The sequence below is a fragment of the Paenibacillus sp. Y280 genome, from assembly GCF_056786335.1.
In genome coordinates, this window is the sequence record NZ_JBXCIW010000004.1 from 1 (window position 1) to 25,058 (window position 25,058).

At 48.5% G+C, this 25,058-nt stretch carries 23 protein-coding genes and 1 pseudogene; 4 read left to right on the forward strand and 20 right to left on the reverse strand.

Annotated elements, in window-relative coordinates; translation table 11 throughout:
- Positions 1-101: 101 nt before the first annotated feature.
- Positions 102-359, reverse strand: a complete 258-nt coding sequence (locus AC1TPC_RS06165; RefSeq protein ID WP_482065992.1) for a hypothetical protein — start codon at positions 357-359, stop codon at positions 102-104.
- A gap of 404 nt (positions 360-763) precedes the next feature.
- Between AC1TPC_RS06165 and AC1TPC_RS06170 the strand changes: the two genes are divergently transcribed.
- Positions 764-964 carry a helix-turn-helix domain-containing protein gene (locus AC1TPC_RS06170; protein ID WP_482065993.1) on the forward strand — a complete coding sequence of 67 codons (201 nt, stop codon included), beginning with the start codon at positions 764-766 and terminating at the stop codon, positions 962-964.
- A 14-nt stretch (positions 965-978) separates the two neighbouring features.
- On the opposite strand, the gene AC1TPC_RS06175 is transcribed toward AC1TPC_RS06170, so the two are convergent.
- The 4 genes from AC1TPC_RS06175 to AC1TPC_RS06190 all read right to left on the reverse strand — a co-directional run bounded on the left by AC1TPC_RS06175 (position 979) and on the right by AC1TPC_RS06190 (position 6,495).
- Positions 979-2,343, reverse strand: a complete 1,365-nt coding sequence (locus AC1TPC_RS06175) for a sodium-dependent transporter (protein ID WP_482065994.1) — start codon at positions 2,341-2,343, stop codon at positions 979-981.
- A gap of 1,517 nt (positions 2,344-3,860) precedes the next feature.
- A complete protein-coding gene (locus AC1TPC_RS06180) occupies positions 3,861-4,406 on the reverse strand; it encodes a glutathione peroxidase (RefSeq protein ID WP_482065995.1) in 546 nt (181 codons plus the stop codon).
- A gap of 243 nt (positions 4,407-4,649) precedes the next feature.
- A complete protein-coding gene (locus AC1TPC_RS06185; RefSeq protein ID WP_482065996.1) occupies positions 4,650-5,996 on the reverse strand; it encodes a DUF2252 domain-containing protein in 1,347 nt (448 codons plus the stop codon).
- Between the two features lie 19 nt (positions 5,997-6,015).
- Complete coding sequence (locus AC1TPC_RS06190; protein WP_482065997.1) at positions 6,016-6,495, reverse strand: CcdC family protein; 480 nt, start codon at positions 6,493-6,495, stop codon at positions 6,016-6,018.
- Positions 6,496-6,632: 137 nt separating this feature from the next.
- Here AC1TPC_RS06190 and AC1TPC_RS06195 point away from each other — a divergent pair.
- Positions 6,633-7,685, forward strand: a pseudogene (locus AC1TPC_RS06195) (ABC transporter substrate-binding protein); the annotation flags it as partial.
- A gap of 113 nt (positions 7,686-7,798) precedes the next feature.
- On the opposite strand, the gene AC1TPC_RS06200 reads toward AC1TPC_RS06195, so the two are convergent.
- The 9 genes from AC1TPC_RS06200 to AC1TPC_RS06240 form a co-directional block, all read right to left on the reverse strand.
- Positions 7,799-8,593, reverse strand: a complete 795-nt coding sequence (locus AC1TPC_RS06200) for an IclR family transcriptional regulator (protein WP_482065998.1) — start codon at positions 8,591-8,593, stop codon at positions 7,799-7,801.
- A gap of 1 nt (position 8,594) precedes the next feature.
- On the reverse strand, positions 8,595-9,692 hold the full coding sequence (locus tag AC1TPC_RS06205) for a DUF917 domain-containing protein (RefSeq protein WP_482065999.1): 1,098 nt from the start codon (positions 9,690-9,692) through the stop codon (positions 8,595-8,597).
- A gap of 51 nt (positions 9,693-9,743) precedes the next feature.
- Positions 9,744-10,658, reverse strand: a complete 915-nt coding sequence (locus AC1TPC_RS06210) for a DMT family transporter (protein WP_482066000.1) — start codon at positions 10,656-10,658, stop codon at positions 9,744-9,746.
- A 28-nt stretch (positions 10,659-10,686) separates the two neighbouring features.
- The gene (locus AC1TPC_RS06215; protein ID WP_482066001.1) at positions 10,687-11,514 is read right to left on the reverse strand and encodes a DUF427 domain-containing protein; all 828 of its coding nucleotides are present in this window, start codon (positions 11,512-11,514) and stop codon (positions 10,687-10,689) included.
- A gap of 21 nt (positions 11,515-11,535) precedes the next feature.
- A complete protein-coding gene (locus AC1TPC_RS06220; RefSeq protein ID WP_482066002.1) occupies positions 11,536-12,894 on the reverse strand; it encodes an LLM class flavin-dependent oxidoreductase in 1,359 nt (452 codons plus the stop codon).
- 26 nt (positions 12,895-12,920) lie between these two features.
- Positions 12,921-13,868, reverse strand: coding sequence for an ABC transporter substrate-binding protein (locus AC1TPC_RS06225; protein ID WP_482066003.1), 948 nt, complete (start codon positions 13,866-13,868; stop codon positions 12,921-12,923).
- Positions 13,869-13,897: 29 nt separating this feature from the next.
- Positions 13,898-14,548 carry an ABC transporter permease gene (locus AC1TPC_RS06230; protein ID WP_482066004.1) on the reverse strand — a complete coding sequence of 217 codons (651 nt, stop codon included), beginning with the start codon at positions 14,546-14,548 and terminating at the stop codon, positions 13,898-13,900.
- Entirely contained in the window at positions 14,545-14,730 is a 186-nt protein-coding gene (locus AC1TPC_RS06235; protein ID WP_482066005.1) for a hypothetical protein, read from the reverse strand. Before AC1TPC_RS06235 ends, AC1TPC_RS06230 begins: the two co-directional genes overlap by 4 nt.
- A 255-nt stretch (positions 14,731-14,985) precedes the next feature.
- A complete protein-coding gene (locus AC1TPC_RS06240) occupies positions 14,986-15,822 on the reverse strand; it encodes a DUF427 domain-containing protein (protein WP_482066006.1) in 837 nt (278 codons plus the stop codon).
- 310 nt (positions 15,823-16,132) lie between these two features.
- Between AC1TPC_RS06240 and AC1TPC_RS06245 the strand changes: the two genes are divergently transcribed.
- The gene (locus AC1TPC_RS06245) at positions 16,133-16,651 is read left to right on the forward strand and encodes a GNAT family N-acetyltransferase (RefSeq protein WP_482066007.1); all 519 of its coding nucleotides are present in this window, start codon (positions 16,133-16,135) and stop codon (positions 16,649-16,651) included.
- 118 nt (positions 16,652-16,769) lie between these two features.
- On the opposite strand, the gene AC1TPC_RS06250 is transcribed toward AC1TPC_RS06245, so the two are convergent.
- The 6 genes from AC1TPC_RS06250 to cls all read right to left on the reverse strand — a co-directional run bounded on the left by AC1TPC_RS06250 (position 16,770) and on the right by cls (position 23,514).
- A complete protein-coding gene (locus tag AC1TPC_RS06250) occupies positions 16,770-17,444 on the reverse strand; it encodes a DUF559 domain-containing protein (protein ID WP_482066008.1) in 675 nt (224 codons plus the stop codon).
- A gap of 955 nt (positions 17,445-18,399) precedes the next feature.
- Positions 18,400-18,594, reverse strand: a complete 195-nt coding sequence (locus AC1TPC_RS06255) for a hypothetical protein (RefSeq protein ID WP_482066009.1) — start codon at positions 18,592-18,594, stop codon at positions 18,400-18,402.
- 16 nt (positions 18,595-18,610) lie between these two features.
- Positions 18,611-20,065 (reverse strand): catalase, encoded by a 1,455-nt coding sequence (locus AC1TPC_RS06260; protein WP_482066010.1) that lies wholly within the window; start codon positions 20,063-20,065, stop codon positions 18,611-18,613.
- Positions 20,066-20,242: 177 nt separating this feature from the next.
- On the reverse strand, positions 20,243-21,136 hold the full coding sequence (locus AC1TPC_RS06265; RefSeq protein WP_482066011.1) for a winged helix-turn-helix transcriptional regulator: 894 nt from the start codon (positions 21,134-21,136) through the stop codon (positions 20,243-20,245).
- Positions 21,115-21,507: a Fur family transcriptional regulator gene (locus AC1TPC_RS06270; RefSeq protein ID WP_482066012.1), complete on the reverse strand. Its 393-nt coding sequence runs from the start codon at positions 21,505-21,507 to the stop codon at positions 21,115-21,117. The genes AC1TPC_RS06265 and AC1TPC_RS06270 overlap by 22 nt, the downstream gene beginning before the upstream one ends.
- Positions 21,508-22,065: 558 nt before the next feature.
- Complete coding sequence (gene cls / locus AC1TPC_RS06275; RefSeq protein ID WP_482066013.1) at positions 22,066-23,514, reverse strand: cardiolipin synthase; 1,449 nt, start codon at positions 23,512-23,514, stop codon at positions 22,066-22,068.
- A gap of 226 nt (positions 23,515-23,740) precedes the next feature.
- Between cls and AC1TPC_RS06280 the strand changes: the two genes are divergently transcribed.
- Positions 23,741-25,057, forward strand: coding sequence for a deoxyguanosinetriphosphate triphosphohydrolase family protein (locus AC1TPC_RS06280; protein WP_482066014.1), 1,317 nt, complete (start codon positions 23,741-23,743; stop codon positions 25,055-25,057).
- Position 25,058 lies beyond the last annotated feature (1 nt).

Sequence of the window (25,058 nt, forward strand, 5' to 3'; positions counted from 1 at the left end):
ATCGCTCAAGTATTTCATTACTAATATTGGCCGTAAACATATGAAAACACCTCGTCCTCTACTGGTCTTTTAATTTCCAGTATTGACAGGTCTTTTAATTGTTAACGGCGAGGAAGCATTTTTCTAAACCATATTGCAAGAAGATACCCTAATATAGGAGCGAACCAAAGAGTATGAGCAATCTCATCTTTTAGCAACAATTTAGAAATATCCGGAGCAATTCCTGCGACTCCTCCGATTAAAAGCAGCAGTAAAGATTGCAATTTGGTCAATTTCGTTTCTCCAAATGCAACGATTAAATAGCATAAAGTCGATCCAAGCAATAAATGCGTCATATGAGCAATGATTATATCAAACATATTACGACCTCTTTAATGTTTTGTTAGGCAAATTGCCCAGGAGATAAATACACCTGGGCATTTTGCCTATTCTTACGTATCCTATTGATTTACTGATCCCCAGATATGAACAGTTTTTGATGAACTGCTGCCGTCTTGGTTATTCCAATTCCAGCCTCTCAAGTAAGCATTTTTCCCACTTCCGGCATTAGAGTTACCAGTAAAGGTATTGCTATAGCTGCCAGCATTTGAATAGGTACCGCTAGTGCTATAGCTTGTGCCAGTAAGCAGAACATCGTCCGAAGGATCCGTCGCCTTTGTTCCTTTATCTACAAACGTATATTGAATGTTTAAACGTTCCATCATAATCAAAAACGGTAGCAGCAGAACCTCCGGATCATGTCAAGCACTACTGGGAAGCAGATTTGACAACGACCGAAGAGAAAATTTTATCGATGGTCGCCGACAAATACACGAACAATAAAATTGCCAGCATCATCCATGTTAGCGAGAGCTCCGTCGAAAATTATCTGAAAAAGATTTATGGCAAGCTTGGTGTTAAATCAAAAGCTGAGGCCCTTGCCAAAATTACGAAGGATGACCGTTTTCAACGCATCGACAATTAAAATCCCACAGCGCTTTAAAACGCAATGATGCCTGACGAGTAAAGAAAGACGAGCAACACTAGAATCGGCGCTACGTAGCGCAGCATGAACATCCACAGCCTCAGCCACCATGTAGACAAGCCTGCTTCCTCCGCCGCACCCTTCCATGCATAGCCGACGAACAAGGTAACCGCTAGCCCGCCGAGCGGAAGGACGATATTAGAGCAAATGAAATCCATCCAATCAAAGAAAGACTTGCCGCCAAACGTCAGCCACGGCGCTTTATCTCCTAATGATAGAGCGGAAGGCAGCCCGACTAAGAAGCAAAGCAGCGTCAGGATCACGACTGAGAATTTACGGCTCCAGCCGAATGCTTCGCGGACGAAGGCAACGGGCACCTCAAGCAGCGAGACCATGGAGGTCAGCGCCGCGAAGGCTAGCAGCACGAAGAAGAGTCCTCCAAAGATGGCTCCCAGCGGCATCGCTGAGAAAGCAGCCGGCAGCGCAACGAATACGAGACCAGGACCTTGCGATGCTTCTAGTCCGTATACGAACGTCGTAGGGAATATGATCAATCCAGCAAGAAAAGCATAGGCTAAATCCCCAATGCCAATGGCTAGCGTAGCGAGTCCAAGCGATTGCCGCTTGTCGACATAAGCGCCGTAGGTCATAATAGCCCCCATGCCGAGCGATAACGAGAAGAAAGCATGTCCAAGCGCAACGAGCGCTGACTCAGCCGAGAGCTTGCTGAAGTCGGGCTTTAGGAAAAAAGCGACGCCCTCCCCTGCTCCCTCTAACGACAATGCGCGCACGCAAAGTACAATGAGCAAAATAACGAGCCCCGGTATAAGAATCTTATTAAACTTCTCGATACCGGCTGACACACCCTTGATAATGACGAAGCCCGTCAGCAGCATGACGATAAATTGCCAGAGTACAGGCATCCAGCTTGCGTTAAAATTGCTGAAGAGCAGCGTATAATCCTTAGTTTCGAACAGCTTTCCCGTAAAAGACAGCATTGCATAATGCAAGGTCCAGCCAGCCACCACCGCATAGAAGGACAATATCACAAACGCACCTATAATCGTAATAAATCCAAAGCCGCCCCAAATCTTCCGTCCACTGAGTCGAATGAGCGAGGTGGCTGCATTTCCTCTGCCTCCCCGTCCCACCGTCAGCTCGGCGAGCAATACGGGCAAACCAACAAGAAGCAAGCATATTACGAATAACATGAAAAAGGCCGCGCCCCCGTATTGGCCTGTAATATATGGAAACTTCCACATATTTCCGAGACCGACTGCACTTCCGATCGCCGCCAAAATAAATCCCGAGGACGAGAACCTCTCTTCCTTATTTTTCACCTTGCCATGCAAAGGCCCTGACTGAAACTGATCCTTCATTAAATAATTCCTCCCAAATTTCTTTGCAAAATTCCTCTAAGGTGCTGATGGGTAGTATGACCATTTCCTTAAACAAATCTGCATTCGTACTAGCCAACATAGCACAAGATTCAATTCATAAAACAACCCTATCGATCAATATCCAATGTACATTATATCCGAAGGCCTCGTCTCTGCACAGACATTTGCAGCAATAATCTCACTTTCTTTGCAATAAATAGATATTTTCAAAATGCCGTAAAGTGCTCTGCGCTATAGCCACTAACTAGCATTACTTCCCCGCTATTAGCGCATATATGCGCTTATTGCTCTTTTTCGATGTGATTTCTACTCAAACTTCACTCTATAAGAACATATAGGTGCTTAAAGGCCACAAATTCGCGTTACTCCTTCGCTTTAAGCGCATATATGCACTTATAGCTCTTTTTCGATGTGATTTCTACGCCAAATCCACTCTATAAGAACATATAGGTGCTTACAGACCACAAATTCGCGTTACTCCTTCGCTGTAAGCGCATATACGTGCTTAAAGCTCTTTTTCGATGTGATTTCTACTCAAACTTCACTCTATAAGAACATATAGGTGCTTAAAGGCCACTAACTAGCATTACTCCCCCGCTATTAGCGCATATACGTGCTTATAGCTCTTTTTCGATGTGATTTCTAGGCTTGGCCAAGATTATGAGAATAAAACAGTGACCGATGCGACGAAAATTACATGGCGGGCGGCATAACTAAAGGGGGATTTTACCAGCATATTTCACACCCTTTCCCCAGCGCCTAACCCGATCTCATTAATCAATTTCATTTTCATCAAAATATGAGTGTATATTTATTATTTTTGTATAATTAAACTCTTTCAAATGGATAGACACATTTCTACCATTATTCAAATAAAATACTATAATTAAAGGAATTCAAGCACACTTAAACTTAAAAACTTCATCATTTTTATTGCACATAAACAACTTAATATCACACTTATTTAAGCGTAATATTGCATACCAATCGGTCTCCAAGGCATAAAAAATAGATAGAAACAGGATATCCGTTTCTATCTATTTTCAACCTGTCACGACAAATAGCAGCACATCCAAAAATCAACCCAAGTTCAACAAATGCAGATGCGTTGGCGCACGAATGGAGTGACCAAACTGCGAAGCAACCAACCACCTAAACTGCTGCTGCAGAGTAACCAAGCCCCAATATGAGGCGTGTTCTACGTGTGTAAAAGGAGTAAGCAAGGGGGGCAAAGCCAGCCTTTTGTATCTACAGCATTTTCGCCATTAATGCGATCCTCTTGCATGAGGCGATGCTCAGCATCTATTGCCCCCTGTATAGAGGAGTCGCCTCTTTTCCTACGTATGGCACGCGTACCGCAGGTGCTTATCCGTCATTCGCCGCACAAGAGATCGCCAGCTTGCGTCACTTCTCGCTCTAAAACGACTGAAACAGCCAATAACTGGGCTTTTTTTCGCCGGGAAGCCGCATGTATTTCATTTTTTAGTGAGGGAGCACTACAGCAGCTGCTCGATATCGGCCTTCATCTCGAGGGGCTCGTCGGTCGATTCGAACCGTTTGACGACATTTCCTTCACGATCGATCAGAAACTTCGTAAAGTTCCATTTGACCGAATTGCCCTCGAGGTAATGAGGGAGCTTCTCCTGAAGAAAGGCATGAAGCATTTTGCCGCTAGACTCGTTCACATCAAAGCCATTGAAATGCGCTGCTTCCGTCAAATGCTTAAATAACGGATGAGCTGTTTCGTCCCTTACATCGGTCTTAGCGAAGAGAGGGAACGATACCCCATAATTCAACTGGCAAAAGCTTTGCACATCGGAATTCGCACCAGGCTCCTGGTCGCCGAATTGGTTGCTTGGAAAGCCAAGAATTTCGAGCCCCTGATCTTTATACTCTTCATACAACTTTTGCAGATCGGTATATTGCGGCGTAAAACCGCATTTGCTAGCTGTGTTGACGACGATCAACACCTTGCCCTTATATTGCTCCATGCTTATTTGCTCACCTTTAATGTTCTCTAGCTCATACGAATAAATGCTCATGGCCTGAATACCTCCTGTTGATCTGCGTCTATTTGAGTAAATTAAATTGTATACAACTTAATTATTAGAAAAGAATACCATAAAGAGAATCTGCTTGTCAAACGAATCTATGCTGTCCATTTGTGCGGCTTGCCGTCGATTTCTTTCGAGTATATTTTCAAAAACCCCTCCTGAAAAATAAAAAGACTGCTCCCGAGGCAAAGGTTTCGCCTTCTGAGAGCTGTCTTATTTGTGTACGGCTATTTATAAATGCGATTGCTTCTTTCTTCCGCTTAACCAATCGGTGAACAAAGCGTAATCATGCTCAGCTTGATCTGCATAGGAAATCGCCCAATTCGCAATCGAAGTACAGAATGCGTCCTCATCATTGCCCATTGCTTTCACGATTTCCACTTCGCTGTGGTAAGCCAAAATGCCTTGAGCAACATCGGCATCGGCACGCGCGTGCATCTTTGCCGTCAATTTCCCCATGCTGTCCGTGACCGATAGCAAATCACCTGCCGTTTCAAGCGATTCAAGCTTAAGCCGCTTCTTATACGGGGATCGCTCACGCACATAGAATTGCCGATCGCCTATAGTCAGCCACCCAAGGTAAGGGTCCGCTTCGTGATGCATCGCCTTCTGCGTCATCGTCACCCGCTGGCCCTGATGCTCGAACATGGTCCAGAATGACTCGTCATAAGGCATGAAGTAAGCAGGAACGGGAACGCGCACCTCTTTCACCTCTAGCACGATATCATCCTCACCCTGTGCTTCTTCGCCCGCTTCAATGAGCACATAGAACCGGTCAAGCCCGATAGAGGCCGTCCCCGAGCCATGCTTCACCGCAATATCCTTCACCTGAAAATGTCGCAGCTCCTCCGTATCATCCGCTGCAACGGTAGTCAAATAATCCGGCCATGCTTCCAGCAGAGCAGCCCGCTCCTCATCGGTTGGCGGTACGATTTCATCGGTCGCCGCAAATTGCCGATGCTCCTGAACGAGCGCGGTTACCTTCTCCAGAAAATGCTGATCCTTGCGCTTCTGCAGCTTTTTGAGCAGCTTCTTCACCGGGCCTTCCGCCTGCTCCATATCTATCGAATACGTGCCAGGGTCATCCTTCCCCTTTGCGAATCGGCGCATTTGCTTGGAATAGGCCTGCAAGTAAGCTTCAATCGAGCTGAACTGGCTTTCATAGGTCTGTCCCTTGAGCCTGCTGACAAGCGCAATGCTCACTGACATCCGCAGCAAGTCATACAAATACGAGCCCAAGTACCCTTCATCAAAATCGTTCACGTCATAAACGAGCGTACCCCGCTCATTGCGGAAGGCGCCGAAGTTCTCAAAGTGCAAATCGCCCTGAATCCAGGTTGGACGGCTAAGCGGCGTATGATAGGGAAACCATTCCCGTGATACGTCAAAATAAAACAAATAAGCGCTGCCGCGAAAAAACGAAAATGGCGTTTCTGACATTTTCAAATACTTTTCCTCGCGCTTGCTGCGATCAAGCTTCATAATCTTTTGATCAAACTCTTGAAATATCGCGGATAATGTCCGTTTTCTCAGTTTGTTCTGCGTCAGCTTTACACGTTCTGCGAGCTTCGGATCCATATGCCTTCCCCCATTCAATCTATGTCTCTACTTTTTGAAGCCTCATATAATCGCTAATCATAGCAAGCCGCCACGGAATAATCATGCCAAACGCCAGCAAGTAGAAGATAGCGCCGGTTTGCGGAATCGACATATACTGCTCCACAACGCGATGAAGCGCTAGCCTACTGACGAACAGCGTCAGCATAATAAATATGAACGCCTTCGAGCGCCTGACGTAGATTTCGGATTCCACACGCTCCAGGCGGGTTGTGACGATTAGCGGAAACGCAAAGATCAGCAGGCCGGTTAAAAACGAGGACAAGCCCCATACCCATGGAATGTGCGTCGCCGAGAAGGCAAACATCATGAAGCCCGTTGCCATGCCAAGCGGCGGAATAATAATTTTGCGCAAAGAGGTTGGCTGCTTCCCTGCACGAATGCGAAGGATAATAAGTGTAAGCCCAGCCAAAGCCGATACGATGATCGAGCTGACTTGAATAAAATATGTAGAGAGCAATACGGCGTCCTCCCCTATGTAATGGTATGAGTGCCCTATTATTTCTTACATCGTACTGCAAAACAGGGATCACTGCAAACCGCCCTAGCCTCTTATTCCGTCTCGCCCAAGCGGTATGCCTTCGGTGAGATGCCCTCGGCGGTGCTGACTATGGCGCATCCCTTAAAACAAAATTTGCTGCCGGCGACGCTCCTGACATTTTCTCCAACGGCGGCTTTGCAGAAATGGAAATGTGGCTGGACAAGCTGGAGGATCTATCCGACCAAGCATGGGTGAAGGATCTTGTTCCTTTAGCTGCTGAGCCGATGACCAAGGACGGCAAAGTATACGGCATGGCGATGAACCTTGAAGGGTTCGGCTACATTTACAACAAGGATCTTTTTGCTAAAGCAGGCATTACGGAGCTTCCAAAAACGTACTCTCAGCTAGAAGCGGCCGCAAAAACATTAAAAGCAGCCGGCATTACGCCATTCGCTAACGCATACCAAGAGTGGTGGTTGATGGGTAACCAAGGCATTAACCCTGCATTTGCGCAACAACCGGACGTGAATGCATTTATCGCAGGACTTAACGATGGCTCCGCAAAAATTCCCGGCAACGAGAAATTTGCGGAATGGGCTAAGCTGATGAAGCTGACGGTTGATTACGGCAACAAAAACCCGCTTACAACCGACTACAACACGCAAGTATCGCTATTTGCAAGCGGCGAAGCGGCAATGATGCAAGAAGGCAACTGGGCACAAGTGCAAATCGACAGCATCAACCCTGATATGAACCTTGGCGTTCTGCCAATGCCGCTTGGCGAGGATGCTGAAGCGAACGACAAGCTGAACGTTGGTATTCCGGCTAACCTTGTGATCAACAAAGAATCCGATGTGAAGGAAGAGGCCAAAACATTCCTGAACTGGCTCGTGACTTCTGATATCGGTAAAGAATACATCGTGAAAAAATTCAAATTCATTCCGGCTCTTTCCACGATTACAGCTACTCCCGAGGAAATGGGCGATATCGGAACCGAGGTTTACAACTATGTACAAGCTGAGAAAGTACTAGGCTTGCAATCCTCGAAATTCCCCGATGGTGTAACGCAGGAATTTGCCAGCGTCATTCAACAGTACATCGCAGGCAGAATCGATGAGTCCGCATGGGAGACTGGCATGCAAGGCGCATGGGATAAGCTTAAGAAATGATAGAAAAAAGGAAACAGCCGTTTAACCGTCCATCATGGAGGTTAAGCGGCTTTTTTTCTTGACCTATAGCTGCAGCGAATTACCTGCCGTTATTAACGTCTGGCTCTTCGCTTCTATTCTTTCCCCAGCTTGCGCGACAGCAGCTCGGCAGCTTGCTGTACCGCTTGAATCGATAGATGTCTTAGCTTGTCATCAAAGCGGTATTTGGGACCGGCAATAGACAAGCTCGCAACTAGTGTGCCTCTCGAGTCGAAAACAGGTGCGCCAACGGCGAATGCATCGGGATCAATCTCCCCCTGCGTGAGCGCATAGCCCTGCTCGCGAATGCCGTGCAATTGCTGCAGCAGCGACTCCTTAGACAGATCCGGCGCCCACCTGTCTAACACATTCTGAATCGTTTTTTCGCTCTCGTAGGCTAGAATCGCTTTGCACGACGCCCCCAAGAATAGCGGCAGCATTCTTCCATTTTCAGCAGAATACTGGATGAGCGCCTTGCTCCTAACTGTCTGGATGCTGATTGCGCTCGTGCCCGAACGGATGAACAGCAGCGAAGTTTCATTCGTTGCCTGAGTCAATTCCTCCATGACTGGAAGCGCCAGTGGTACAATTTCTCTATGCATCTGTTGACTAAGGCTCCGCGCAAGGTCCAAAATCCGCATGCCAAGGCCGATCTGCCCTTTCCCTCTGCGCTCCACGATTCCGTTTTGCTCCAGCGTCTGCAGGAATCGATAAATCGAGCTCTCCGGTATAGCCACCTTCTGTGCGATGTCGGTAACGGACAATGCCCCGTCCGCTTCGGCAAGCGCGAACAGGATGTCCAGCGCTCTGCCTAACGTTTGCGTGCCATTAATAGACCTTGCCTCGGCGTTTACATTTGAATTTGCTTCTATCGCTTTGGTGGTCATCATCCTATTCCTGAATGCCTTCCAGCGCATAGATCGCGAGCGGTATCCCAAGTGCCTTCTCTACTTCGGGATATACGGTAGGGTCCTTGACGCTTGAGCTTAGCGGGACATGGTTCTTGTTGATAGAAAGCACGGCAAGCTTGCTGCCTACCTCCACATGTCCAACGCTGACAGGCAATCCCGTATCGGTAGACAGCGTCGTAATGACATCAGGGTACGTCGTTAACCGGTTGCCGCGACTGTCGTCCGCAGCCATATATTCGTTCATGACATGAAACTTGATGGTGTCACCCTCAATCTCCACATCAATCGTTCCGATATCGAAAGCTCCTGAATAATGAACGTCTCTGCGCGTAACAACGCCTTGCCCCAGAATAGTGCCTTTTGTCTGAGTTACAATCGTATCGATAACCGCTTGAGCGCCTTGCGGCTGCGCTGCAATAATCGCTTTCCCAAGCTCAATTGCGATCGTAATGCCGCCGATTGCAGCATGCTCTTTAATATAGGAAGCCGGAAGCGGATGGCGCGCCGATGCGATGAAGCCTCCTGCTTGATCGGCGGCTGTGCGCAATATGTTTGACGTCTTAGAGGGCGAGCCTTTGACGACGAGCTCAAGATAGGAGCCATGCTCGCGTTTTCCTCCCACGACCACTTGAATCGTTTCGTAGTCCTCCAAAGCGGCGAGGCCCATCGAGCCCATTTTTCCGGTAGGATGCGCGCGGATGTCCCCAGTTGCATCAACCACCGCCAAATCAAGCAGCGCGGCCGGAAGCCAGCCGTTGATCGTGCTGGACATTCCGTTTTGAGGAGTCATGACGCCTACGATTTTGCCGTCGTAGTTCTCTTGCAGCAGCTTCACTGCTTTAATATAATCCGTTCCGAGCATTTGCCAATCTGTACCCGCAGGCGCACCGATTGCCGTTGCTGTAATAACAATGGCATCATCCGGCAGCTCATGGACAGAAACGAGCCGCGGCTTCCCGATCGCTACAGCTGCTCCTCCGATTTGCAGCCCATGGTCCACCCAGCCACCGCCTCCGCATGCAAAGACCGAGCCTCCTCTTACCGCTGCCCATACATCCTCATCCGTCAGAATACGCATACGATTTCCTCCTATTTCAACCTCGATTACGAGTTTTTTTGTAACAATTGATTATCCAGACTTCCCTGCCTCTGCGCTTGGTTTCCGATTCCATGAATAGTTGGAAATAAATACGCCAGCCAAAATAATCACTCCGCCCAGCATCTGAGACCCTTCAATGGCATCTCCCAATATCAAATAGCCGGCAAGGAGCGCGATGAATGGCGGCAGGTTATTGAATATTGAAGCGGTTCCGGCACCCACAACAGCAACGCCGCGGGTCCACCACCAGCCTGCCAGCACGTTCAATAGACTTGCGGCAGCAAGCAGCACCCACATCATGCCCGCTCCGCTTGCTTCAAACTTGCCAAACACGCCTTCACCAGCTGCAATCGGGAGCATGAGTGCTCCCCCCAGAAACGTGGAATAGAGATTGACTGTAAATGCCGAAAGCCTTTGCGATAGCCTGGGAATGAACAGCAAACTGATTGAGAAGCCAAGCATCGCAATGATTAAATAAAGATCGCCAATCGATACGCCAAAGTCTGATCGGCCTGAGGCAACGATGGCGAGAACGCCGGAGAAACCAAGAAGCGCCCCGCCCAGCTTCCTGCCCTCCAGCCTCACTCGGAAAAATATAGCCTCCAGCAGAAGGGTCGCAAGCGGGGCAACTGCATAAATCAGGGCGCCTTTGGCAGCAGTCGAATACTGAAGACCAAGAAAGTAAAGGGGCTGCTGAATGAATGTGAAAAAAAAGGAGGACGCGAGCAGCAGCAGCCACTCGGTCCTTGTTGGTTGCTGGAGGGACTGCGTCCTGCTGATCACCAGCAAGATCACCGCTGTCACTAAGATCCGAAGAAAGGATAGGAGCACGGGGGAAAAGCCTCTAAGCAAATAGGCGCTAAGCACGTAGCCGATTCCCCACAAAACCGTAACGGCAAACAGCCCAATAAAAGCCGATTTTCTTGATGGCAGCGCAGCTAGCATTACAACCACTTCCCGAGTTGCTTATTCATCAGGAATGAGACGCGGCATTTTTATACGGGAGCCGGGCCGCTTCCTGCAGCTTCCACTGTACGCCATCGACATAAATGGCATCGACTTCCTCATTATAAAAGCTGAGCCGCCCAGCTATTTCATGCACCTCCGGAAGCGCATCGGCATAGCTCCACACAATATCATCGATCGTTTGCCCATCCTCGCGAGCAGCCGACCAGTAGGAGGCCGTCCCTTTGTACGGGCATTGCGTCGTCGTGGCGGAAGACTTCAGCAGGTCGAACCGAATATCCTCTTTCGGCAAATAATAGCGGGGCGTCAAGCCGGTTTCGTACAAAATAACCGGACGACGACTGTCCGCTATCAGCTTGCCGCCTATGTATACCTGCACATGGCGGGAGCTTGGAATCGCATCGATTCGGGAATACGGATCTCTGGTATGAACGAAAATTTGCTCTTCTTCCTCATACCAGGCATCCGCCAATTTTAAGACAAAGGAGACATAGCCTTCTATGACCGAGCTCTCGCCTGCTGGCTCTGGATATTGCCAGGCAGCACGCTCAAAGATCCGGTCTCCGACTGTAATATCCCCATAGACAGTCTCACCCTTGTTCCCTTGCTTCTCGCGCTGCTCCGACCAAGCGATAAGCTCCGTTTTCACATCCGCCAGAGGGAAATAGTAGACAGGCAGCCGTCCCGTTTCCGTAACGACCAATACCTGCTTGCTACCCGCTACAGTAATTCCGCCAAAGATGACGCGAATCCATTTGGGGCTGCGCTCCGCTCTGATTTGCCACCCTTCCTGCTGACCATCACGCAATGACCATTGGGGATCGATATGCGACATATTCCATCACTCCTTATCTCATTAGATACGTACGGACGTATGCCGATTGGACGGGCGCTGCAAATTCAGATGCTCGCGAAGCGTACGGCCCGTATATTCCGTGCGGAACAAGCCGCGGCGCTGCAGCTCGGGAATAACCAAATTAACAAAATCGTCCAGACTGCCAGGCAAATGAGGGAAAGCGATATTGAAGCCGTCAGCCGCTCCATTCACGAACCATTCCTCGAGATGGTCGGCGATTTGCTCCGGCGTACCGGCGAAGCCGCGCTTGTTCGTTACCCGCTGATACAATTGACGGAGCGTTAAAGGCTCTTTCTTCAAAATCTCCAGTATTCGCTCCAGACCGCTCTTGCTCTGATTGAAGCTGTCTAGTTCAGGAATGAAAGGCAGCGGCTCGTCAAGCGGATAACCGGAAATATCGTGGCCAAGATAGTGCGACAGCAGATCCAGTCCCAGCTTCTGCGGCGTAAGCTCCTCAATTACAGCGAGACGCTCCTTGGCTTCCGACTCCGTCCGGCCGATAATCGGCATAATGCCCGGCAATATTTTCAGCTCGTCAGGATGTCTGTTGTATTTGACCATTCTATCCTTGATATCCTTGTACAGACGCTGTCCATCCTCGAGCAAACCGCCTGGCGCAAACGTCGAGCCCGGGGCAAATACGACCTCCGATTTGGCGGCAGCCAGCTCCTTGCCAGCCTCGGATGCACCCGCCTGAATGAGCACGGGATACCCCTGCGGCGGACGAGAAACGTTAAGCGGACCTCGTACATTAAAATCGTTGCCTTTGTGATCTAAGTTATGAAGCTTATCCTTATCGGCAAAATAACCGGTTTCCTTGTTGAAGAGCAGGGCATCATCCTCCCAGCTGTCCCACAAGCCTTGCGTCACATCTACGAACTCGCTTGCCCGCTCATATCTCAGCGCATGCTGGAGATGCTTCTCCTTGCCGAAGTTGCGTGCTTCCTCATCCGTTTGAGAGGTTACGATATTCCACGCCGAACGTCCGTTGCTTAAGAAATCAAGCGTAGCCAGCTTTCTGGCGATATGATAAGGCTCGTTATAAGTAGTGGAGATCGTCGCGGCCAGCCCTATGCGCTCTGTCACAACCGATAATGCCGATAAAAGGGTGAACGGCTCCGGCCGAATGCTGTTGGAATGGCTTACGCCGGATTCGAACCGATCCCACACGTATAGCTCATCCGCATAAAAGAACATGTCGAATTTTCCGCGCTCAGCCGTCTGCACAATTCGTTTGTAATAATCGAAATCAAGCACTCCTTCCGCTTCCGCCTCCGGATGGCGCCAGCTGGAAATATGCTCCCCAGCCGGAAAATACATCATGGCGCCTAGTGCCATCTGTTTTTTTGGTGTGCTCATTTACAATCACTACTCCTTCAAATTTGTTATTTTTCAAGCAATCCGTTAGCTGTCAGCCACTCTTTAGCAACATCCAGTGCTGGTCTTTGCTTTAATTCCACTTCACCATTTAATTTCTGCATTTCTGCATCTGTAATTTTTCCGGAAAGCTTATTCAGCACTTCTTCCAGCTCTGGGTGATCCTTCAGCACTTCGTCACGAACGATCGGTATCGCGTAGTACGGTAGAAAAACATGCTTATCATCTTCAAGCACGACAATTGGCTTCACTGTAATTTGGCTGTCAGTCGTGTATAGAATCATCGAATCAATCAGCTTCTGCTCAATGGCTTGATAAGCGAGCCCATGATTTTGAATCGTTTTGATTTCTTTGAATTTCGGATTGTAGGTTTCAAGTATCGGAGGCCAAGCGTCAGGACGGTTAATGAATTCCTCGCTCGCGCCAAAGGTCAGCTCGCCGGATTTCTCAGCCAATTGGCTGGTCGTCTTAATGCCGTATTTCCCCGCTTGATCCTTATGCAGGCCGAAAGCATATGTGTTGTTGAAGCCAATCGGGTCCAGCACCGTTAGCTGGTTCTTCTCTTTAAGCTCGCTTTTCACCTTATCATAAGCCTTCTGAGGATCAAACTCCGGTTCTGCTTTAAGAAAATTGATGAGTGCTGTTCCAGTGTACTCTGCATATACATCCACCTTGCCCTCCTGTATAGCGCCCCAAAGCAAGGAGTTGTCAAGCGTCTCTACATTTGCCTTCAGCTTCGTGTCATTCTCAATGAGCAGCTTGAACGCATTCGCCAAAATATCCGATTCGGCAAATCCTTTGGTTGCGATGTTTATCGTGCTTGATTTGCCTGAGCCTGAAGACGAGCATCCGCTCATCACGGCAATCAATAGTGCCGCTGCCCCCAAAGCGATCGTCTTGCGCAGCGAATATTTCCCCCTGCTGTCGTTGCCTGCTGTCCATTTTCTTATGTACATTCTCTTCTTCCCCTTCCGTAATTTCCCTTTTATGTTTTGTTTTGCTGCCGCAAGCCCTTAGGCGTTAAGCGATGGTTAATCAGCAACAGCAGCAAATTAACAACGATGACAAGCAATGAAACTGGAATGGCCCCCGCTAAAATAACATTCGTATTGATCATCGAGATGCCCCTCGTAATGATATCGCCAAGCCCGCCTGCTGCTATATAAGTAGCTATCGTAGCCAAGCTGATCGTCTGTACCGCCACAACGCGAACGCCTGCCATTATAAAGCTGCGTGCGATTGGAAGCTGAACCATCCTCAAAATTTGCCAGCGCGTCATACCCATTCCTGTGCCGGCTTCAATTAACGCCGGAGTAACGCCGGATATACCCACATACGTATTTTGCAGAATAGGAAGCAGCGCGTAGAGCGTCAAGGCGATTATGGCAGGCTTGGTGCCAATGCCCACCAGAGGAATCATAAAGCCGAACAAAGCGAGGCTTGGTATGGTCTGAATAACAGACACAACCGTTATGATGCCATTGGCTAGCTTCTTGTGCGTCGTCAGATAAATGCCGATCGGAATAGCGACGAGGCAGGCGATAATCACTGAAATGAGCGACAGCTCCATATGCTCGATCGTCTTTTGCAAAATATGCTCCCAGTCCGCTTTGACCGTGTTCCAGAATTGATTCATGCAAGCATCTCCTCCTTGTTAAACTGATTCCCAAACGCCTCGATCAAGCTCGTTTGCTTGATTTCGCCGAGATGAAGCGCATCGACTGCGATGAGGTCATGTGCGGAATCGTCGTTTTCCAGCATGAATCCCGCGCCATAATTTTCACTTGCCTGCTTGAACTCCACGGCAGCTTCGCTCATCCCCATCCATCCCTTCTAAAAAATAAAAGGCCCCACTTTCCCCTAAAGGAAAATGAGACCTCCTAGCGTAAGGTTGACCTCAAACATTATTAACATATGATAACCAATGACAATATCGCAATAATAGTATAGGCATTATCCGTTGTCAATTATTATTTATACTAATCCTATAGGAATTAAGTGTTTAAATGAAAATATAAAAAAAGACCTCCTGTTTACAGGTCAGTCATCCCTAGCTATGCCATGTATTTCGGGCTATCGCTTAATTTCGCTCGCATTAAAAAAGTCTAGCGCAGAGCGGTACCAGCTTGGCTTCTCTTCCTTCACTCCGTCTACAAAAATAGCGTCTACCCGTTCATTGTAAAAGGAATGCAGGTTAGCGATTTTCGGTATTTCCGGAATCGGATTCGGATAGCTCCATAAAATATTTTCATACGACTGGCCGTTGATGTCAGCAGATAAATAGGCAGCCGTCCCTTTGTAAGGGCAGCTCGTTTCCAGGTTTGATTCGGTGAAGTACTCCTGACGAATATCCTCGATAGGCAGGTAGTAGCGCACAGGCACACCCGTTTCAAAAACGATAACCGGCCGCTTGCTCTCCGCTACCGTCACGCCGTTCAGCACGACCTTAATATGACGGGAACTGGCGATAGCATCTACCCGCTTGTACGGATCGCGAGGATGAACAAAAATTTCTTCCTCTTCCTCCAGCCATTTGTCGACTTTATCCCAGTAAAAAGCGACATATCCGCGCAGCGCTTCACTCTGAGGAATCGGGTTCTGGTAGCCCCACACCGCATTTTCAATCAAGCGGTCGCCTACTTGGATGCTCCAGTACGAGGCGTCTCCCTTCAAAGGGCAATGGGTTTGATGCCCGGAGGGCACCAGCAAATCCTTGCGGACATCCGATTCCGGAAAATAATAGACCGGCAAATGCCCCCGTTCATGCAGCGTCAATACGGATTTGCTGTCTGCAATGGTCACTCCTCCGACCTGTACGCGAACCCAACGGGGATTCAGCTCCGCTTTTACATTTTTCTTCGACGTATCCGCCACCTGACAGGATTTCTGCTCCGTTTCATGAAGACTCATCCAATTCCCTCCCTCTTAATATCAACTATAGATAATTAATTATCACCACTACATAATATCATCGTGTTTTTCATTTCTCAACAGTTATTCAGATAAAACCAATAGGAATTTAAGTATATAGATTCTGAAATTAAAAAAGCGCCTCACGAGCCGCCTTGCGACCGTGAAACGCCATTCCTCTTCGTGCTCTACTGCCTCATACACAACTTGAATAACGAAAATATTTTTTTATGTTTATGCAGCTGCTATATATCGGTATAATACAAAAAAAGAAATCATTGTTGATTATTCGTGGAAAGGTGGGGACTTTATGCTGGCGAGTGTCGTATTAGTTAAACCGGTATTGGGATTAAAAGAAGCTTATTTGTCCTTTTATCAGGAGTGGTTGGATAGCGGAGAAAACATTGTTCCATGGGTGGTCAGCATAGACCCAACTGATTTTCCAGGCATGCTGCAAACTCTGCTTGCTAACGAGAAAGGCGAGAATTTGCCCGTGGGCTGGGTGCCTGACTCTACCTTTTGGCTTGTAGCTGAGGACGAACGGATCGTCGGAGCCGTGAACATTCGACATGCGCTTACCGAGAAGCTGATGAATAGCGGCGGTCATATTGGCTACGGCATTCGCCCATCCGAGAGAGGCAAGGGCTATGCGACAAAGCTATTGGCGCTAGCGTTAGAGGAAGCGCGGCTGCTAGGAATCCACAAGGCTCTTGTCGTATGCGACGAGAGCAATATCGCCTCGGAGAGAACGATTATCCGCAATGGCGGCGTGCAGGACAGCTCGTTCGCGGAGGAAAACGGAAACGTGATTAAGAGATATTGGATCTAATTCAGGTGCAGACTTCATCAATTTGATAGAATCTACGCGGTCGAGCTTGGTAACCCCGCATAATTTAAGCCGAATTTTAAACAGTTTTATACTAGCAAGCTAGTCGAACGGTATTCTCCTAGTCATCTAAGTAACGAAAGAAATCATGAGCAAGCTCATATCGGACAATCCGTTCACTATTGCCGCGATAATAGGGCAGCAGCCAGCCCTTGGCACATAGCTTTTGCAGAAGGATAACCGCCGTTTTGTGGTCTATTTCAAAATGCCGCTCCACGTCCTTTGGCCGAATGGGTTCATCTCGCTGAATGGCAAGCCGAATAATTTCTTTCTCCGCAAGCAGGGCGCGCGAGATTGGCGATTGTCCGGATTGATACCTGCTTATCACCATGCGAAGCATCGTCATGCAAAGTTCAGGATTTTTCTCTACGTCATCGTAAGCGAAAGAGATAACATGATAGCCCATCACGTGCAGGAAAGCTTCCCGGTTTAGTTCGTTGCTGTACTTTTGCCGATCCATGTCGCGTACATGCGAAGCAAAACCCTTGATTTCAAAAATCAATTTCACCCTCCCTGGAAGCCAGGCAAAATCGGCAAAATATGATCTCCCACGCCAGTCCAACACCTCATACTCAGGATGCAGATGCTGAAAGTCCCCGCGAAGTGGCCACCACACATTGCGCAAAAACAACGATTCGGCGTGTCCATGACCTCTCTCCAATCTGCCCCGGCGTTCTCCCGACCTATTGTCGATATGATTCTGAATAAAGGCGCGATGCGCCTCTTCATATCCCATTTGCATACATCCTCTCTCTCTCGAAAATAGAAAACGCCCCGCTATCACTCACCTAGGAGTGTTAACGGGACGTTCTTCGTCTCTTGCCTCTGATTATAGGACAACTTGCTGGATAAGGCCAGTCCTAGTTTAAAATTGTTTTAATACCTTCACACTTTTCGAACTGACTTCATACGTCAACTTTCTCCAAACACTTGTGCTGCACCAAAATGCTCGTAAGTCGCCACTACCAAACACACTAACCATTTCGTCAACTACTAGGCATTTCCACCTTCTCTGGGATCCAACACCCGCTGCCTCTCAATGACACATTGAGCTGATTTATCGAATGACATTCGATTGGTCCTGATATTACAACTAATTGATATAGAGCTCGTCGGATTGATTCGAATGCGATTCAACCTGGACCATCACCGACTGCAAACCCACGGCAGCTATACCAAAATGTGCCATAATTTCCTGACTCGAATGATTTAACTGGAATTTCTCCCTCTAAATCATACGATTTTCGAAGGAAATCACACTTAACAGGAATTTCTCCTGTTAATTTTTAGCAGAAGCCTTCGAAACGGCCATTTTCGATAAATTAACGGGAGTTTTTCCTGTTATTGGTCGATATCTAGCCGCAGACACGTAATTAGAGGGAGTTTTTCCTGTTAATTGGTATGGTATCGGGTTACAGGCACGTCGTTCGTGGGTTAGTGGTGCAATAACGGGTCACAAACATGCATCTAGCGAGAGGTCTTCCTGTAACAGGCACGATATCGGGGCACAGACACGGCGTTTGTGGGTCAGTGGTGCAATATCGGGTCACAAACTCGGCCACTTATTGCTGGCGTTGAACCGATGCGGCTTAGGCCTATCGGCGGAAAAGGGCTTTAGTGCTTCGCGAGTCAATTACCGTAGGGAACGAGACTATAGAGGATGGCGAGTCAGGCAAAAGAGGACACTTTATTCAGCACATGTTGCCCATTAGAGTGCCCTTCTTCTTGCAAAAGCCGATATGATTGCAAGGAAGCGACAGCATGCCTTCAATCGACAAGAAAGCCAATACATTTTTTAGCAAATGGACCGTCCCATGCTTCTGATGCTCTTCCACTATACGCTGAACACTGCCCAATAAACGCATAAAAGGGGAGGCACAAGTCATGCTTCCCCTAATTGCATTATCCCCTCGGGATAAACTTGCTTATATCAACATCAAGTGCTTGCGAGAGCTTCATGCCAAACGTCCGGTCGGCGCGGAAAAAGTTGCAGATAGCGCGGAGCCTAATATCATCATTCGTTTGCTTCAGCTCACCAACCACGTTGGCAATAAGATTCGCCTGCAGCTCCTCCGGCAAAGAGCGGTAGCGCTCCCCTGCTTGGGTGAAGTCGTCGGTTTTGTCGATCTGTTGGCGTCCAGCCGAGCCTTGAAGAGGAACATAGGAATCTGCGTAAGCTGGCGCCTCCTTCGGGCTTTCTGAGGAGCTGTTAGGCTCGTAATTGACTGAAGACGGGTTAGCCTGCATCGTCATCGCGCCATCCCTCTGATGGTTGCGCACTGGCGCATAAGGACAGTTCACCGGAATATGCAGGTAGTTCGCGCCCAAGCGGTAACGCTGCGTGTCCGGATAGGAGAACAAACGACCCTGCAGCAGCTTGTCCTCAGACGGCTCGATGCCTGGCACTAACGCGCTAGGCGAGAAGGCCGACTGCTCCACCTCTGCAAAATAGTTGACCGGATTGCGATTTAATGTCATTGTTCCTACCTTTTGCAGCGGATACATATCCTCCGGCCACACCTTCGTTGGATCCAGCGGATCGAATGCATACCGCTCTACATGGTCAACCGGCATCAACTGCACGTGAAGCTCCCACTCGGGAAAGTTGCCAAGCTCGATCGCATCATGAAGGTCGCGTGTCGCATGGTTAAAATCTTTGCCCTGCATCTCGCTTGCCTCGGCCGCCGTAAAGTTGCGTACCCCTTGCAGTGACTTCCATTGATATTTGACATAGGTTGGCTTGCCCGCATCGTTTATCCATTTGAAGGCATGTACGCCAAAGCCGTCCATTTCGCGGTAAGTGGCAGGCGTCCCGTCATCCGAAAACAGCCAAGTCAGCATATGAGTGGATTCCGGCGATAGCGTCATGAAATCCCAGTAGCGTGCGGGATCTTGGATATTTGTATTTGGCGCAGGCTTCAAGGAATGAACCATATCAGGAAACTTCATTGCATCGCGGATAAAAAAGACCGGCAAATGGTTGCCTACAATATCGTAATTGCCTTCCTGCGTATAAAATTTAACCGCAAAGCCGCGCGGATCACGCGCCGTCTCCGGTGAGCCCGTTCCGTTGATTACGGTCGAAAACCGTACGAACACCGGTGTTTCCACACCAGCCTCCTGCATAAAATGAGCCTTCGTGTAATTCTTCATGCTAACCTCTGTACGGAACACGCCGTGTGCGCCTGCCCCTCTTGCATGCACGACGCGCTCGGGTATGCGCTCCCGATCAAAATGTGCCAGCTTCTCTAGCAGATGGTAATCCTCTAATAATGCGGGTCCGCGCTGTCCTGCCGTTCGTGAGCTTTGATTATCGCCTACAGGCGTTCCTAGATTGGTCGTTAGGTCGTTTTCCATGATAGCACCTCATCGATAGTTTGTGTATTTAGACTTGATCTAAATCTTTAAACCAATCATATCGAATCCGTGCTGGACTGTCATGAAAACACTATGAATAATCAATGAACGTTTCATGAAGTCAGCCAGCCTCCCCGCCGCATCAAGCAACAATGAGGAGTTCCATGTTCCGAGTGCTTATCGGTCGCGTAGATCCGCAAGCCGGTAGCCTGTGCCGCGCACTGTCACAATATATTTTGGCGTTACGGCGCTGTCCTTTAGTTTTTTGCGCAAGCTCTTAATATGCGCGTCAACCAGGTTGCTGCCGCCATAGAATTGCAAACCCCATACCGTATCTAGCAACGATTCCCGCGTGAGGACAGAGCCGTCCGAGGATATGAAATGAAGCAGCAAATCATATTCCGTCTTCGTGAGCTCGATGCGCTGTCCGTCGCGATCCACTGTCATTTTCTTCAGATCGACCGTTATATCCTTGAACGAGCGAATATCGTCCGTTGCTGCCTTGGCAGCGCCATTCGGCCGATTCAGCAGCATGCGGTTGATTTGCTTGACCGCTTGCTCCGGCTTAGCCGGCCACACTAGCAGCTCCGCTGCTCCAAGGGCGAATGTGCCGCGCGTATCATAGGACTTCTGATCCAATAAAATCAGGACAGGAACGGCATGCATATCGGCAGATTCCAGCAATTCCGCTCCTGCCTGCAGCGTATTGCCGCTTGCCGCATGCACAACCGGAATCGCATCATAAACAAGCAGCTCCGGCTGAAGGCTTTGCAGCATGCTTTTGTTGAAATCATGCAGCGAAAACACGTCAAAGCATTCGGACGACAACGCCACGAGCAAGCTTTTGACCCGTTCGGGCAGCGGGCTAATAATCATGACTCGCTGGGTGAGCGAGCAAAGCATTCCGTTTTGAAGCAGGTCTTCCTCCGAAAGGCTTGCGGCCTCGTTCTGATCAGAGGAAGCTCCCGCTTTCAAGGAGGATTCATCTGCCGCGATGGATGCATTGCTTTGCTCTAAGGAAGCCAGCCTTTCCCTTGAAGCCTCGTCTTTTATGATTGCTTCGTCGCGCATGATTCGCAAACCCCCTCTAATACAACCTGAGCATGTTCAATTGTATACTTCGTCGCAAGCGCTACATTCTGCAGCCATTCGCTTGGCAATTCGACAAGAACCTCATCCACCCGGCCGCACACCGTGCACACAATGTGCTGATGCTCGTCGGTCCGTGCATCATACCGGCTTACCGCCTCGCCCAGCTTGAGCTCACTAATAAGTCCTGCATCGGTCAAATAGCGCAGCGAATTGTACACTGTTCCGTAGGCAAAGTTGAAGCCTTTCGCGCGCAGCCGATCAATGACGTCCGCCGCCGTAGGGTGATCTACAGCATGCTGCACCACTTCCAATATCGCTTTACGCTGTATCGTTAAGTTAATTTTGTTCATAAGAACATCAATCCTTCTAGTAATGACTTTAGACTAAGTATAAATTCATATGCATAATTGGTCAACCTCGATAGCTTCTGCGCGTGCCCTAAACACTCTGAACCGTCAGCTAGTTTTGTTTTGAAAGCGGTGCAATTTTTTTGTCGAATTAAATAATCTGAATATTTACAAAATTCAAATAATGATGTATACTGAGCCTATCTTAACCGAAAGGGGATATGCCATTTAAGTAGATTAGCGAAGCATGTCTTATTAAATCGGGAAGGAGTACCGAAGCAAATATTGGACATGCGGGGACAATAGCGAAAGTGATGCAAACGACCCTTTGGATGAGAAGTACTTATTGAAGGAAAGGATTTGAAACAAATCGAAAGGATGTTGATCGAGGTCAAGAAGGATAGGATCGAAGTCGATAAGGTTTGTAACAAATTCGAAAGGACAAAGAAGAATCAAGGCAAGCAGCGGATTGGAGCGTTTGAATAAATTGAATAGTAGTTTTCCAAGCACGTGAAGGGCTTCTGGTTATCATAGATAAGCAGAAGCCCTTCTTACGTCTGTCTACAGGATTGGACTGAGCAGTCTGGAGATCGATTCCTTGAAACGATTCATGAGCGGACGCTTGCCATAAATTTCAGGCGTAAGCTTCGTACAGCTTTTCATATCCGTCTCGAAAATCCGTTGCAGCTTAGCCGCCGTCTGCGTATCATAGATAAATGCATTCATCTCAAAATTCAGCTTGAAGCTTCGGATATCGAGATTGGCTGTTCCAACAGATGCGACCTTGCCATCGATGACCAGCGTTTTCGCATGAAGGAACCCTTTCTCGTACAAATAGCATTTGACCCCGCCTGCGAGAAGCTCGCCCAAATAGGAATGAGTCGCCCAATAAACGAAGAAATGATCCGGCTTGCTCGGCAGCATGATGCGCACATCGACTCCGGACATGGACGCAATCTTCAGCGCTGTCATTAAGCTTTCATCCGGTACAAAATAAGGCGTTTGCAGGCAAATCGTCTCTTTCGCGGCATAGATCATTTTGATATACGCATCTTTGATTTGCTGATATTCAGTATCCGGTCCGCTTGCGACCAGCTGCATGCCAATCGTGCCAATATCATCGCTCATGATCGGAAAATACAAATCATTCAAAATGATTTTTCCGGAAGCAGCCAGATTCCAGTCCATTAGAAACTGCGCCTGCATTTGCAGCACCGCATTGCCCTGCACCCTCAAATGCGTATCTCTCCATTCGCCGAAATGCTCGTTCAACCCCAAATATTCGTCACCGATATTAAATCCGCCAATATATCCGACCTGACCATCAATAATAACGAGCTTGCGATGATTGCGATAATTGATTTTCAAATTCAGATATGGAATTCGCGATGGGAAAAAAGCCGCTTCCCGGCCTCCGGCCGCGATCAGCTCTTGAAAATACCGCTTCGGCAAGCTGGAGCTTCCAATATGGTCATACAAAAACTTAACCTCAACGCCTTCTGCCGCCTTCTTAGCTAGCGCTTTCACCAGTCTTCTGCCAAGCTCATCGTCGCGGACAATATAATACACAAGATGGATATGATGCTGAGCAGCTTCGATATCCTTAAGCAGCGCGTCGAACTTTTGATTGCCCTCGGTGTAGATCTCAACCGCATTGTTGCTCGTGAATACCGCATAGCTCGTTTTCAGGTTCATATAGATCATATCCTGATAGCTGTGCATCGCCGGATCATGAAATGAGATTTCACCGTCGCGGAGTTGGCGCATCTGTCTCTCTATCGTATGCTCGATAATGCGCTGGCTGTCGCCGAGGAGCTTATAAAGCTTTCTTTTGCGTACCTTCTGCCCCAATATTAAATACAAGACAAACCCGAAAACGGGGATAAAGAAAAGAACCATTAGCCAAGCCCATGTCGTACTCGCATTGCGTCTTTCGAGAAAAATGACGGTAACCGCCAAAAAAATGTTAAGAATCATAATCATTGCGTATGCGTTTTGCATAATGGCCATTCGTATAATAAGCACCTCAATCTGATATAAAAGCTAATGCGATCATACTCCAAGCAAGGTGTATGTTCAAGCTTCATAATATGCTACAATTCAAGCAGAAAAGCCTAACGCTTCATTAAAGAGAATAAAGATTCACCCTACTTTAAAAATAAGCCATAAACATTAGGCTGAAACAATAGTCTCATTTCTTTTAATAAAACGCATAAATGGTACTGGAGGGACAACGATGGACATACGCAAATTTAGGCTCGACGAGAAAGCGCTCAGTACCTATAGTGAAGAGCGCGACGAATATGAGCGGGATTATGCAAGGCTCATACAATCCCCTGCCTTTCGCCGCCTGCAAGGTAAATCGCAGGTATTTGGCGCAGGTACGGGCGACTATTACCGGACAAGATTAACCCATTCGCTGGAAGTTTCCCAAATCGCGCGCGAGGTTGCACGCAGGCTGGGCAAGCAATACGGCTTCCTATCCCGCAAAGAGCATCCGGGACTCGTATTGGACCCCGCGGTCGTAGAGATTGCTGCGCTTGCCCATGATCTCGGCCATCCGCCGTTTGGACATAAAGGCGAGGAAGTGCTTAATCATCTGCTTATGGGGGAATACGGCATTCCTTACGAGGGCAATGCCCAAAACTTTCGGATCTTGATGTTTCTGGAGAAGCGCGCAGGAAGCGGAAGCGGCCTTGATTTGACCGCAGCCGTCTTGCTCGCCATTAATAAGTATCCGTTCAGTCTTGATGAGCCCGGACGGCTCAAAGGCTTATACCGTTCCGAATGGGGAGAAATCGAGCAAATTCGCCAGTCCTGGAAAATGCCGATCGGCTGCTCGACGCTGGAAGCCCAGCTTATGGATCTATGCGATGACATCGCTTATTCGACACATGACATCGAGGACGGCATCCGTGCCGGCAAAATTCAAATGAACCACGCCTTCTTCGAGGACAGCAGGCTCATTGACCATGTCGTTCAAGAAATTGTAGAGGACAAGGTCAATAACGGCATCGGCTGGGACGAGGTCGACATTTCCGCCATGGTTAAACGTGTGCTCGTCTCTTATTTCCAGCAATGGGAATCGCTATATGTTAGCTGCGAGCGCGAGCCCTCCCGCACGAGACGGGAAATGAAAGCGCGCTGGGTCAGCCTGTTCGCAGGCAAGGTTGGCATTATTGACGATACTTCTCGCGGCTGGAAGAAGGTCACGTTCGTCAACAACGGACAGCAGGATATCGAATTGCTGCGGACGATGGAAATATTGAAGAAGCTGGCATGGGTGACGCTCATTAAGGATTTCCGCGTTCAGCGTCTGCAAATGCGCAGCGAGATTATGGTCCGCAGGCTGTGGGACAGCTTTAAGGTGCCCGACTCCGGCCGTCTCATCATTCCGCCGGACTGGATCGAGAATTATGAGCTCCATAAGAACAAGTGGAGCTGGCCGCGCTTTGTCGCGGATTATATTTCAGGCATGACTGACGCCTACGCGGAGAAGGTCTATGCCGAGCTTTACGCCAGCAAATCCGGCTCGATTTATGAAATGGATTAAC